The 13323-nt window shown below is 39.8% G+C and carries 15 protein-coding genes; 13 read left to right on the forward strand and 2 right to left on the reverse strand.

The genetic code is table 11. From position 1 onward, the window contains the following. The first annotated feature begins 2 nt into the window (after window positions 1–2). From nuoN to spoIID, 5 genes are all read left to right on the forward strand, one after another. Window positions 3–1529 (forward strand): NADH-quinone oxidoreductase subunit NuoN, encoded by a 1527-nt coding sequence (nuoN, locus tag QUF86_RS06775; RefSeq protein ID WP_289333874.1) that lies wholly within the window; start codon window positions 3–5, stop codon window positions 1527–1529. 149 nt (window positions 1530–1678) lie between these two features. Beyond that, window positions 1679–1921 carry a DUF1146 family protein gene (locus QUF86_RS06780; RefSeq protein WP_061465671.1) on the forward strand — a complete coding sequence of 81 codons (243 nt, stop codon included), beginning with the start codon at window positions 1679–1681 and terminating at the stop codon, window positions 1919–1921. A 158-nt stretch (window positions 1922–2079) separates the two neighbouring features. Continuing rightward, a complete protein-coding gene (locus QUF86_RS06785; protein WP_289333875.1) occupies window positions 2080–2829 on the forward strand; it encodes a YwmB family TATA-box binding protein in 750 nt (249 codons plus the stop codon). Between the two features lie 32 nt (window positions 2830–2861). After that, a complete protein-coding gene (gene murA, locus QUF86_RS06790; protein ID WP_125159867.1) occupies window positions 2862–4163 on the forward strand; it encodes a UDP-N-acetylglucosamine 1-carboxyvinyltransferase in 1302 nt (433 codons plus the stop codon). 205 nt (window positions 4164–4368) lie between these two features. Next, window positions 4369–5406 carry a stage II sporulation protein D gene (gene spoIID, locus QUF86_RS06795; RefSeq protein ID WP_289314324.1) on the forward strand — a complete coding sequence of 346 codons (1038 nt, stop codon included), beginning with the start codon at window positions 4369–4371 and terminating at the stop codon, window positions 5404–5406. Window positions 5407–5426: 20 nt separating this feature from the next. Here the strand turns inward: spoIID and QUF86_RS06800 are convergent, their stop codons facing one another. Beyond that, entirely contained in the window at window positions 5427–5852 is a 426-nt protein-coding gene (locus QUF86_RS06800) for a VanZ family protein (RefSeq protein ID WP_289314325.1), read from the reverse strand. A 152-nt stretch (window positions 5853–6004) separates the two neighbouring features. Between QUF86_RS06800 and spoIIQ the strand changes: the two genes are divergently transcribed. The 8 genes from spoIIQ (at window position 6005) to QUF86_RS06840 (ending at window position 12522) form a co-directional block, all read left to right on the forward strand. Further along, on the forward strand, window positions 6005–6943 hold the full coding sequence (gene spoIIQ, locus QUF86_RS06805; RefSeq protein WP_289333876.1) for a stage II sporulation protein SpoIIQ: 939 nt from the start codon (window positions 6005–6007) through the stop codon (window positions 6941–6943). Window positions 6944–7377: 434 nt separating this feature from the next. Beyond that, entirely contained in the window at window positions 7378–7650 is a 273-nt protein-coding gene (gene spoIIID, locus QUF86_RS06810; RefSeq protein WP_034315767.1) for a sporulation transcriptional regulator SpoIIID, read from the forward strand. A 307-nt stretch (window positions 7651–7957) separates the two neighbouring features. Further along, window positions 7958–8959, forward strand: a complete 1002-nt coding sequence (mreB, locus tag QUF86_RS06815; protein WP_289314327.1) for a rod shape-determining protein — start codon at window positions 7958–7960, stop codon at window positions 8957–8959. 281 nt (window positions 8960–9240) lie between these two features. Beyond that, on the forward strand, window positions 9241–10080 hold the full coding sequence (locus tag QUF86_RS06820) for a flagellar hook-basal body protein (protein ID WP_289333877.1): 840 nt from the start codon (window positions 9241–9243) through the stop codon (window positions 10078–10080). A gap of 55 nt (window positions 10081–10135) precedes the next feature. After that, window positions 10136–10984 carry a flagellar hook-basal body protein gene (locus QUF86_RS06825; protein ID WP_289333878.1) on the forward strand — a complete coding sequence of 283 codons (849 nt, stop codon included), beginning with the start codon at window positions 10136–10138 and terminating at the stop codon, window positions 10982–10984. A gap of 153 nt (window positions 10985–11137) precedes the next feature. Beyond that, the gene (locus QUF86_RS06830; protein WP_063235663.1) at window positions 11138–11392 is read left to right on the forward strand and encodes a DNA-directed RNA polymerase subunit beta; all 255 of its coding nucleotides are present in this window, start codon (window positions 11138–11140) and stop codon (window positions 11390–11392) included. A 127-nt stretch (window positions 11393–11519) separates the two neighbouring features. Continuing rightward, window positions 11520–11948: a 3-hydroxyacyl-ACP dehydratase FabZ gene (gene fabZ / locus QUF86_RS06835; RefSeq protein WP_034315755.1), complete on the forward strand. Its 429-nt coding sequence runs from the start codon at window positions 11520–11522 to the stop codon at window positions 11946–11948. A 298-nt stretch (window positions 11949–12246) separates the two neighbouring features. After that, entirely contained in the window at window positions 12247–12522 is a 276-nt protein-coding gene (locus QUF86_RS06840; protein WP_289314330.1) for a hypothetical protein, read from the forward strand. 116 nt (window positions 12523–12638) lie between these two features. Here the strand turns inward: QUF86_RS06840 and QUF86_RS06845 are convergent, their stop codons facing one another. After that, window positions 12639–13073 (reverse strand): YwpF family protein, encoded by a 435-nt coding sequence (locus tag QUF86_RS06845; protein ID WP_289314331.1) that lies wholly within the window; start codon window positions 13071–13073, stop codon window positions 12639–12641. Window positions 13074–13323: the final 250 nt, after the last annotated feature.

Here is a 13323-nt window from a genome sequence, read left to right on the forward strand (position 1 = left end):
GGATGGATTTGAACACGATGCTTTCTTATGATTGGGGAGCGATGATGCCGGAATTCATCATCCTGGGAACGGCCATGATTCTTTCGATATTGGATTTATTCTGGCCGAAGCACTTTAATCGGAGAAAACTGGCATGGCTCGCGCTAACCGGAATCATATTGGCATGTTTGTCACTGATTAGCTTACTATCCTTTGAAACAGTCAGTATCTTATCCGATACGTTTCGGTTAGATTCATTTGCAAAAGCATTTAAGCTACTCTTATTATTCGGAGCGGGCCTAATCATCCTTCTGGCTGAAGAATATGAACCTAAAGAGGGGCTGCGGGAACATCGGGGGGAATTTTATTATCTTTTCCTGACCGCTTTGCTTGGAGCGATGGTCATGTCCTCGAGCGGGGATTTGATAACCCTGTTCGTTGGACTGGAACTTCTTTCCCTTTCATCTTATATACTAGTCGGAATGCGTAAACATGATCGGAAGTCTAACGAAGCGTCCATGAAGTATGTGATAAACGGAGGCATTTCCACGGCGATCACTTTATTCGGGATGAGCTATTTATATGGTGTGACTGGTTCTGTCAATCTAGGCGAGATGAGCCGGACGATGGCTGCGATGACAGACGGTCAGCTGCAATACATCATGGGCCTCGCTTTCTTCATGGTATTTGTCGGTTTATCCTTCAAGATAGCTGCCGCTCCCTTTCATATGTGGGCGCCGGATGTCTATGAGGGGGCACCGACACCGGTCGTAGCCTTCTTAAGTGTAATTTCGAAAATAGCGGGTTTCGTCATCATCCTGCGAATTTTTCTTTCGTTGTTCCTAACAGCATCCGGTGATACATTCGGAGCGCTCGACTTTTTGGAAAAAAACAATATCTATATAGCTTCATTGGCAGGTCTGACAATCATCATTGGAAATGTGATTGCGTTAAGGCAGCAAAATTTAAAACGGTTGTTCGCCTATTCAAGCATCTCCCATGCGGGTTATCTCCTTGTAGCGGTTGCTACATTGGGTGGGGGATATTTCCTGTTGGATACAGTCTGGTTTTACCTACTGGCTTATGTATTGATGAATATCGGAGTATTTGCAGTCATTCAGCTGCTCTCCAGTCAAAGTGGATCGGAAGACATTAGCATTCTTGCAGGACTGGGGAGGAAATCCCCGTATCTTGCCATATCATTTACTGTATTTATCCTGTCACTTGCTGGAATTCCCGGGACGACAGGATTCATTGGCAAACTCAATATTTTCCTTGGAACATTCATTACGGAGCCTGGACATTTTGTCCTTGCGGGGATCATGATCGCAGGTACCATTGTGTCCTATGTATACTATTTCGGATTATTGGTCCAGGTCTATTTCCGACCCATTCATTCAGAGAAGGTCATTAAAATTCGTTGGGGTCTTTACACCGTGTTGATCATTTGCGTAATAGGCACCATACTTTTCGGGGTGGCGCCAAATATTGCCTTTGATTTTATTCATGATCAATTTGGTGAATTTACAGACTTTATTTCGAGTAAATGATATAATGCCTGTATTAGAGGCTTGTTCCATTGGATCAAGCCTCTATTTACAGTTTTAAAAAGATATTTTGCAATTCTTCCTTTTATATTCCAAATACGAAGGGGTTTTGTGTTAGAATAGAGTTCGGGTGTCATTTAGGAGGTATGTACATGTTTTCAGCAATGGGACAGCAGGCTTTAACAGGAATAATTGCACATTTGTTTTTCATAGCAGTTACCTGGTGGGCTTTACAGGCATTACATTTCGATAAAATCTTAAGATCCAATTCGGTCATCAAGGCCAGGGTTTTATACATTTTATTAACGGTTGCCATAGGTTCAGTTGTTAGTAACTTCTTCCTTGACTACCTGGGATTTGCAAACCAACTCCCGTATATGTTTAGTGATGACTGATAAGCTGTAAGACTTTTCTTATAGCAAAATATGATTCTACTCTTGTATTCGCCATGCTTACTGCCATTTTAAGGCGGAATGTGTCACCAATTGTCGGAAAACTCGAAGTATGATCTCTCTCCTTATGGAAAGAATGTGTAAAAGGGGAGGGATTTAACATGTATATTTTAAATAAAAAAATGTTAACATACATAGTATTTCTTGGTTTGATGGTGATTTTAATTGGGAATAGTACGATTGTGGCAGAAAGTAAACCAGATATAGTTAAATTGGTGGGACTGTTACAAAAGGATAAGGATTTAGGCATAGAAGATTGGTCTGTACTCACTAGAGAAATAAAAAAAGAGATTACAACTAAACGAGAGTTTGAAAGCGAAGTTGCGGCTTTAAAACGAAAATACCCTCAATTTCAATGGCACCGGAAAGATGATGCTTCCGGCTGGAAGGCTGAGGCGTTAACTTACAATGTCGATTCAGGTCTAACCGAGTCTATCAAAATAATGACAACGGAAGAGAAATTTGATAAAGTTACCTATGTTATTTACGAAGTGAAGGGAAAAAAGTGGAGAAAAGCTAATTCGGCATTTTTTACGACTACATTCCAGAACAGGGTGAATGACCTATTTATAGGGACTCCTTCAATTTTTTCTTGTATTAAAGGGTCTATCAATGATAATATGGATTCGGTTTTAAACTCTAAAACTGAAGACCTGTTAGATATGTTCCAAGCAAGGGAAATTGAGAGTGTGCATGAAACGAACTTTACATCAATATCTGCACATTCAACATTGTTTAAACAACCTTTGACAAAAGAGAAATTAAATTTGCAGTTTGGGCTACGGACAGAAGGATTGGGTGACCGAACGAACTTTGTAGTTGGCACACCAATCATAACGTTTGAATATTAATATAGAGAAAATGGACGCGGAGGGGAATACTTTTGGAAAAAATCATCGTCCGCGGCGGAAAAAGGCTTAGCGGGACAGTTAAAGTAGAAGGTGCTAAAAACGCCGTTTTGCCAGTTATCGCTGCAACATTATTAGCAAGTGATGGGAAAAGTATCATTAAAGATGTTCCTACGCTCTCCGATGTATATACAATCAATGAAGTATTGCGCAACTTAAATGCAGATGTTGCCTTTCATGACAATCAAGTAACTGTAGATGCATCAAGAGAGTTATTAGAAGAAGCACCATTTGAATATGTACGAAAAATGAGAGCTTCCGTTTTAGTAATGGGCTCATTACTAGCAAGGAATGGCCGGGCCCGCGTTGCTCTTCCTGGTGGCTGTGCCATCGGATCACGTCCTATCGACCAGCATTTAAAGGGTTTTGAAGCGATGGGAGCAAAAGTGAAGGTCGGCAATGGTTTCATTGATGCCGAGGTAGAAGGAAGACTTAAGGGTGCAAGAGTGTATCTTGACTTCCCGAGTGTGGGTGCCACTGAAAACATCATGATGGCAGCAACACTTGCTGAAGGTATAACTGTTCTTGAAAATGTGGCCAAAGAGCCTGAAATTGTAGATCTTGCGAATTTCCTTAATAAAATGGGTGCCAAAGTCAGAGGTGCTGGTACTGGTACGATGAGAATCGAAGGTGTCGATAAATTATATGGCACTGAACATGCGATTATACCTGACCGTATCGAAGCTGGTACATTTATGACAGCGGCTGCTCTTACTGGCGGCAATGTTCTTGTTCAAGGAGCTGTACCTGAACACCTTACTTCCCTTATTGCTAAAATGGAGGAAATGGGCGTTAAAATTCTTGAAGAAGAAGATGGATTACGCGTTATCGGTCCAAAAACCTTGAAGGCCATTGATATCAAAACAATGCCACATCCTGGTTTCCCGACTGATATGCAATCGCAAATGATGGCATTATTATTGCGTGCTGAAGGAACAAGTATGATTACGGAGACCGTTTTCGAAAACCGTTTCATGCATGTTGAGGAATTCCGTCGCATGAATGCCAATATTAAAATAGAAGGTCGTTCTGTTATCGTTAATGGACCAACTAACATTCAAGGTGCTGAAGTAGCTGCAACAGATTTACGTGCCGCGGCAGCGCTCATCCTGACTGGATTGGTTGCAGATGGCATTACTCGCGTTACAGAATTAAAGCATCTTGACAGAGGATACGTTAACTTCCATGGTAAATTGGCATCTCTAGGTGCTGATGTGGAACGTATTAACGAAGATGTACCTGCAGAAACAAAAAAAATTGCAGATTTAAACGCATAAGATAGCTTATAAAACCATTCACGTTCGATACATTGAAACGTGAATGGTTTTTTTTTGTTTTGTTCCAGCATTCATCGCCGCCGGTTAAATAGTTATCGTTTTTCTATTCATAAAAGCTTGTCCTTCGACATACATTTGTTATGTAAAGACCCTGCTGGATAAAGATTATACGGCAGAGAAAACAAGTGTAGGGAGGCTCAGGAATTTGAAAGCAATCAAACCGATGATCGTACTATTCATAGCAGTAGCATTCGCAATTATCATGATTCCAGCAGTGCTTGTGCTTCCATTTTCAAATGATAAGACAAGTGGGGAGTTAGCCGAACAATTAGATAAGAAAGTGAAGAATGAGGGGAAAGAGGTAAGTGCAAATGAAATGAGTTCCGTTGAAGTTGCCGTTTACCGTACCTCTGCAAAAAAGATTGAAAAACTGCCGATTGAATCGTATTTGACTGGTGTGGTTGCAGCTGAGATGCCAGCAGATTTTGAGGAAGAGGCGCTGAAGGCACAAGCATTGACAGCGAGAACTTATATCGTCAATCAGCTCATAAGCGAAAGTCGATTGGGCCTGCCGGATGGTGCCGATGTAAGCGATACGGTCATGCACCAAGTTTATAAGAATAATGATGAGCTGAAGAAACAGTGGGGCTCTGATTATAAATCGAAGATGAAGAAAATTGACAAAGCTATAAAAGAAACAGCGGGTCAAATCCTAACCTATGAAGGAAAACCGATTACTGCCACATTTTTTTCGACCAGCAATGGCTACACGGAGAATTCCGAGGACTATTGGCAAGCTGATTTTCCCTATTTAAAAAGTGTATCCAGCCCATGGGATAAAGAAGAATCACCAAAGTTTTATAATAAAGTTGTAGTGAATACTGCAGATTTTGAAAACAAACTGGGTGTAAGCCTTTCATCTGGAACATCAATAGGAACCGTCATTGAAAGAACATCAGGTAATCGTGTTGGTGTGGTGGAAATCGGAGGAAAGAAAATGACAGGAAAACAGATTCGTGAAAAGCTTGGGCTGACATCATCCGATTTTAACTGGGAGCGTCAAGGCAACCAGATTGTCATCACGACAAAAGGTTCTGGACACGGAGTTGGAATGAGTCAATACGGTGCCAATGGGATGGCCAGGGAAGGAAAAACCTATGAAGACATCGTAAAATATTATTATAAAGGCGTCAAAGTTCAGTCTTCAAGTAAGTGGCTGAATACGATGACGGCAAAAAAATGAGAGATGGGAATTCCCATCTCTCATTTTTTTGCGCTTAATTTTTCTATAATGGTCAAAAAGCCGCGTTCACGCTTGAAATAATGATATTGGACATGAAAATAGACTGCGGCCACTCCAATGATATCTTTAATTACATCTATTAAGGTAGCGGTGCGGTATGGGATGAATGATTGGTGGTATTCATCAATAACTCCGTAAAGGCAAGCTACAAGGGCCGCCAACAGGCTTAAACCAGGTTTCAGTTTTTGGTTTGCAGCAAGGGCCGAAACCAATAATATATACAAAAGGGCAAATTCGACCAGATGAAGTGCCTCTTTGATAAAGCGGTCAATTGAGGATGAGGGAAGATCAAGAATCATATCATCGGGGTTGCTCGACATTATCCAAATGGCAATCATATATAGAAAAGGCAATAACGTTAACACAAGTTTAAAGGCTTTTTTCATGAATTAAACATCCTTCAACAGTAAGATACCAAACATTTTACCATTCTACGAATAAAATCGGTTTCATTTCCGCAAAATAAATCTAAAAAAATTTTTTCCTGAATGTATATAATCTTAACAAAATGTTCAGAATGATTGCTGAGGTGATTAATATGAGAGAGGAAGAAAAGAAACCAACTTCCACAATCCGACGTATACTAAAACAACGTTGGGCATTATCAGCAATCTATATCGCAAGTGCAGCCATAATCTTAGCCGCGGCCTTCTTATTACAAAATAGTTTTGATGATTCAGCTAAAGATGGCAAAGAGGAATCAGCTGAAACAGGAAAAAACTATGGTCAGCCTTCTGTCGAGGTTAATAGTAATCTTGAGACAATCAAGATGCCTGTAGCCGATGCAGACAAATCGGTTATCAAGAAACAGTTTTATGATGTGAATGCGGATGAAAAGGCACAAGAAGAAGCATTGGTTTTCTACAACAATAGATATGAGCAAAACAAAGGTATAGACATTGCAATGGAAGATGGAAAATCTTTCGATGTAAAAGCTTCCTTAAGTGGAAATGTAACGAAAGTTCAAGACGACGCGTTACTTGGAAATTTAGTTGAAGTAGAGCATGAAGATGGTGTCGTCACTCGTTATCAATCTGTTAAAGACATTAAGGTTGCAGTCGGTGACAAAGTGAAACAAGGACAAGCAATTGCTACAGCTGGAAAAAGCCAAATCAACGAAGAAGCTGGCGTGCATGTCCACTTCGAAATCAGAAAAGATAACATTGCGTTAAATCCACTTGATTTTGTTAATAAACAAGCTTCTGCCATTCAATCGGCAACTGAAGCAGAAGGCAGCGAACTTAACGATTCAACTGATAAAGAAGAAACACCTGCAGTCGAAGGATCTGAAACTAATAAAGAAGAAACACCTGCAGTCGAAGAATCTGAAACTGGCACGGATGAAACGCCTGCCGTTGACGAAACTGACGAGAGCACTGATTTAGAGAGTGGCACTGATGAGGAAGGCTCTGTCCCAGGTGAAGATGCAACTGAGGAAAGCGATTCCTTAAAAGATTCGTTAAATCAATCTAATTAAGATTAAGATTTTTAATTAAATCAAAACAAAAACCTAGAGCGTTACGAATGACAACAACTGAAAATTTGGTAAAAAGAAGCCGTTCAATTTGAACGGCTTCTTTTTTTCTTTCGAGGAAATATTGGCCCATATGCTGAAACATTTGAATTTCCGACAAATTTCTCGGGAAATAATTTGATTTTAAGGAAAATAAACAAATGAAAATTAGAAATAAATACAAACCGCCTGTCCCATTAGGCATATATTCTTAACCAAGCTAATAAGATGTTATAAACCATGCAAAGAGAGTGTTTGAGGTGAGGAATCGTTTATTACAAATTATCTAATAGGTGAATAATTCTATCTTTCATTGTTTATAGGGCAGCGGTATTCGATTCGAAAAATACGAATCTCATTTCACACTTCTCACATCCAATTTGGGGAGGTCGAGTGGTGTGCACGATTACATCAAAGAAAGAACTATCAAGATAGGAAAGTATATCGTGGAAACTAGAAAAACAGTCCGCGTCATTGCAAAAGAGTTCGGAGTCTCTAAAAGCACAGTGCATAAAGATTTAACTGAGAGGCTGCCAGAAATAAATCCTGATTTGGCTAACGAAGTCAAGGATATATTGGATTATCATAAATCCATCCGTCACCTTAGAGGTGGAGAAGCGACAAAATTAAAATATAAACGATCTGAAAGAGAAGAAGAAATCGTTAAATAATTTTTGATACCATTCCGGCAATTGGAAGTGAATTAAGCAAATCAGGGAATGAATAAGGGGGCATGAAAGTGTGTCAGCCTATTCCTTAACCTTGATTGCGGTTCCATGCCGGGATTTTTTTATGGGAAAAGAAGGGGGATAGTGCTTAAGACATCTAATTTTTTTATATATTGGAAAAATAGGAAATAATAGTCTGTATTAGTGTTTATTTATAATTCATACTTACTTGTGTCAATGCAATATGGTAAAATAAACAATTAGGACAGAAGTAGGTTATATGTGAGGATATTCAAGGAGGATTTAAGAAATGTTTGCTAGAGATATTGGGATAGATCTTGGAACAGCCAATGTTCTTATACATGTCAAAGGTAAAGGAATTGTGTTAAATGAGCCTTCGGTAGTAGCGATTGATAAGAATACGAACCGTGTTCTTGCTGTCGGGGAAGAAGCTCGTAAAATGGTAGGCCGTACTCCAGGAAACATCATCGCAATTCGTCCTTTAAAAGACGGTGTCATTGCGGATTTTGATGTAACAGAATCGATGCTTAAGCATTTTATCAATACATTGAATGTGAAAGGATTCCTTTCAAAGCCTAGAATTTTAATCTGCTGCCCGACCAACATAACAAGTGTCGAACAAAAGGCGATTAAAGAAGCTGCTGAAAAAAGCGGAGGGAAGAAAGTATTCCTTGAAGAAGAACCAAAAGTGGCTGCAATCGGTGCCGGCATGGATATTTTTCAACCAAGCGGCAATATGGTCGTAGACATTGGCGGGGGTACAACGGATATTGCCGTTCTTTCAATGGGGGATATCGTTACATCTTCTTCTATTAAAATGGCCGGTGACAAATTCGATAATGAAATTTTACATTATATCAAGCGGAAGTATAAGCTTCTGATTGGTGAACGCACAGCGGAAAACATTAAAATACAGGTTGCAACCGTCTTCCCTGGTTCACGTAATGAAGTCATCGATATTCGTGGACGCGATATGGTATCAGGATTACCTAGAACCATTTCGGTCAATTCGGTAGAAATTGAGGAAGCTCTTCGCGAGCAGGTTTCCATCATTGTACAAGCTGCAAAAAGCGTACTTGAGCGGACGCCGCCTGAACTTTCTGCTGATATCATCGACCGCGGTGTCATTTTAACAGGTGGTGGAGCATTGCTTCACGGGATTGATTTACTCCTTGCTGAAGAACTTAAGGTCCCAGTACTCGTTGCCGAGCACCCAATGGATTGTGTAGCAATCGGAACAGGGATCATGCTTGATAATATGGATAAATTGCCACGGCACAAATTCAACTAAAAAGCGGATGGAAATCTGCATTATAAGATAGGGGTCTAAGGTTCAGACAAACATGAGGCATAGAGAAAGTGCGTGCAGTTCTAGTACTGATGAGCAATAGGCCCTCTTCTTTTAGTCGAGAATTTAACACCATTCCTTTAAATCTGACCTAGCCTACGATAAAAGACAAATTCTTCTGCCTAATGCTTTTTCTTTTTCCTTAAGATACTGATGTTCATGACCGATAAGATAGATATGGGAAATTGAACGGGATAAGTTATGTAGAATGAGGAGTGAAGAAGATGTTAAGAGGTTTTTATACGGCTGCTTCCGGGATGCTTACACAGCAAAGGCGCACAGAATTGCTCACAAACAATATGTCCAATGCGAATACAACAGGGTATAAAGCGGATCAAACGAGTGTAAGGTCGTTTCCGGAAATGCTTATCAGCAATATAGGTGGTAAAACGATTCCTACGGAGAACAAATTCAGTATGTCTCAATTATCCCAGGTTGGGGGGCTCAGTACGGGCGTTTACGTACAGGAGGCGAATCCTTTATTTACCCAGGGTACATTGGAGGAAACCCAGCTTAATACGGATATTTCCTTGGCTGATGAAAACCTTCCAATCATTGAAGAAACCGGCCGGCAAGGGTCGGTGTTTTTTACTGTTCAGGATGGTGAGGGCGACGTCCGTTATACGCGTAACGGCAATTTCACTCTAGATGGGCAAGGTTATCTGACTACACCTGCCGGTCATTATGTATTGAACGAAAATAATGAACGGATCCAGCTTGATAGCGATCGGTTCACTGTAACGGAAAACGGTGTTATTTTGGAAGGAAATGTTCAAACGGCACGTATGGGCATCGGTTATTCAGATGATCCATCATCACAGCTCATGAAGGATGGGGAAGGCCTTTATAAGGCAGTGAATGATGGGGATTTACCTAACGCATACGCGGCTGCAGATATTGGTTTTTCTACTAAGCAAGGCTTTCTTGAAGGCTCCAATGTTGACCAATCGAGAACGATGACAGAGATGATGTCGGCATACCGCTCGTTTGAAGCGAGTCAGAAGGTTCTTCAAGCCTATGATAAAAGTTTGGATAAAGCGGTCAATGAAGTTGGCAGGCTTTAATTGAACATTAGAAGAAAAATGCCTTTGGAAATTTGAACATGTAAGGGGAAAATCCATGAATCGGACCATGATGACAGCGACCAATACGCTGAACCAACTTCAAAGTAAAATCGATCAAATAAGTAATAATATCGCTAATGTGGACACGACTGCCTATAAAAAGACCCAAACGAGTTTCAATGACTTATTGTCACAGAGTTTCAATAATCAACCGAGTGATACCAAGGAAAAAGGAAGGTTGACCACACCTGGCATTCGCCAGGGAACAGGTGCTAAGATAAGCCAATCTCAATTGGTGCTTTCACAGGGAGCCTTAAAGACGACGGACCGTAATCTTGATGCTGCATTCACTAGGGAGGACCAATTCTTCACCGTAAGCGTTCAGGACGATAATGGGGTCAATACAAGGCTTACAAGGGATGGGTCCTTTTATTTATCTCCTAATGCCAATGATCCCGATCAAATGATGCTCGTTACCTCTGCGGGACATAAAGTCCTTGATGAAAATGGTGAACCGGTCCTCATAGAGGGAAATATTAAAGACATTAAGATTTCGGAAAATGGCATATTGATAGTGGATACGGAAGAATATGGCGAAAGTAGTTTTGGGCTAGGCATCGTCTCGGTAAAGAAACCACAATTTCTTGACCGGCTAGGGGGAAATTTACTTGGCCTGCCCGAAAACTTCAATGCCTTGGGTGTTACTGAAGAAGATATCATGACTGAATTAACAGGGGATTCCCGCAACCAGGCAGCAGTCCGTCAAGGCACTCTGGAGTCCTCAAATGTCGATCTTTCCAAAGAAATGACGGATCTAATCAATGTTCAGCGTTCTTACCAATTTCAATCCCGGGCAGTAACGATGGCTGATCAAATGAGTGGATTAGTCAATGGAATCCGTTAAGGTATCTGGTAAATAAAATGTCTCCCTGCGGAATTAGAGCAAATCGGTTATAATGAATTCATAACAGAATCATTCGTGCCTATCATTTTGCATAGCTGCTGAATTTCTAAAATCAGTCGGCGAGTTTTCTTAAAAGGAGCTTTCACATTCAATATGGAACAAAATCGTGTAATGAGACAACAAATTGAAGAAGAGATAAAGGAAGTTGAGACGAAACCGAATCGTAGAATCAAGGTCCGTCTTTTGCCTATTTGGCTTCGTTTACTCATTGTTATCGGATTGATTTTCATTGCTGTATTATCCGGGGCACTATTAGGATACAGTGTGATTGGTGGAGGAAATGCTATGGATGTTTTCCAAAAATCCACATGGACCCATATTATTGATATAGTGAACAAGGGCGCGTAGTTCCATGTTTTTTGCAGTAGTTGCTGTTGTTATCGGATTTATATTACATGGCAACTGCGCCTCTGTCTTCATGACAGGGGCGAGTTTACGTTATTTTTGAAATATTTAAGTCATAGGAGGAACAAGTATGCTTGATATCACACAAATAAAGGAAATTATCCCGCATCGTTACCCATTCTTATTAGTCGACCGGATCATAGAAATAGATGAAGGGAAAAGAGCGGTTGGATTGAAGAATGTCTCAGCAAATGAAGAATTCTTTAATGGTCATTTCCCCGATTATCCAGTAATGCCTGGTGTTTTAATTGTAGAGGCATTAGCGCAAGTTGGCGCTGTAGCCGTTTTGAAACAAGAAGAATACAAAGGACGGCTTGCATTTTTCGCTGGGATTGATAATTGCCGCTTTAAAAAGCAAGTTAAACCAGGTGATCAGCTGCGTCTGGAAGTGGAAATAGTGCGTATGAGAGGGTCAATGGGTAAAGGGAAAGCAGTGGCAACGGTAGATGGAGAAACAGCATGTGAAGCCGATATCATGTTTGCTTTTGGTGACAAATAAGAAGTGCATTCATTTTCCGTGAAAGGGAAATAGAATATTTTAATTATATTTCTCAAAAAATGGTTTAAGGAATCGTAAAGCGGTGTATATAAATAGCACTGCATTGCTTTTTTAAAGCAAGAGCGGTTTTTAGAACTTTCTATTCTCCCTTTGAATGCCGGACATTTTTATGTCCGGCATTTTTTAATGATTAAATTCCAATTAGCAGATTTTCTTTTTAAATTTAAAATAGGACGCAAGTTATTTTCACATTCGGGCAAAATAGCTAATGATAAAGAAAGAAGGGAGGTTGCCAAAAATGATGAAGAAAATTTTTGCACTAATTGGGGGATCTTTATTATCTATTATGTTCCTTGCTGGATGTGGAACGGATAATGATGACAACAACAATCCCGCACCAGAAGAAGATAACAACATCATTGAAGATGATAACAACGGTACAGATGATAACGACATGAATGATAACGATGATGGAGTGCTTGATAACGGCGATAATGACGTTGATGATAACATCGATAATGATGCCGATGACTTGATTAAAGACAATGATAAAAATGACGACAAAAATAAGTAATTAGCACAGAATGAGAAAGACTGGCTTAGTTAAGAAGAGGATTTACATCCTTATTCGTCTAAGTCAGTCTTTTTTATGTCCATTCGATTAGGGGATGGGAATTATGGGAAGGATTTTTATTTATTTGTTGCCAATTTAGGCTTTGAGCGGATTTTTTGCTTGAACTCTTTTATTAGTTCATCGCCGGCAAGACCCTTTTGGACCAAATCTTCTAGAAGGAGTTCTGCATATTTGCTCCGCGTTTTTTGGATGTGACCAACGAATAAAAGGCTATAATGGTTGCCCACTTTTCTTATCGTGCGTAGAACAGTGTGAAACAGGGCCGGTTCATTGTCCTTTTTGGTAATGACGGCCTGGATATACACCTCTCCGTCAATATTGGGAAGTGAGGATTCAAGCTCCTTGAAATGATTTTCTTCTACAAAGGCCTCAAGTAACCATGATCTAGCGTCGTTTTCTTTATTTATAATCAGTCCATCTGTTAATGCAATATCAATCAAGGTTAAATTCTCAGTAACAATTTGCAACGAGATCAATTTAAATGATTTCATCTAATTCCTCCGTTTCTTGCCAGAAGAGTGGTAATTACCGCTCTTAAACGTAAATTTTAATCTTCCGGAATGGTTCATATCGATTAATCCTTTTAAAGGTAATTATATCATACTAAAAAACAGTCCCTTAATGAAATGAAAACCCAACAATTGTCTAAATTATGAAGGATAGAATAAAAATTTGCAAAATATTTAATTTTGTTAACTATTCGTTTTTTACCTAATTTTGATCGGCAAAAAATGATTTTGC

Source organism: Peribacillus sp. NJ11 (genome assembly GCF_030348405.1).
Lineage (GTDB): Bacteria > Bacillota > Bacilli > Bacillales > DSM-1321 > Peribacillus.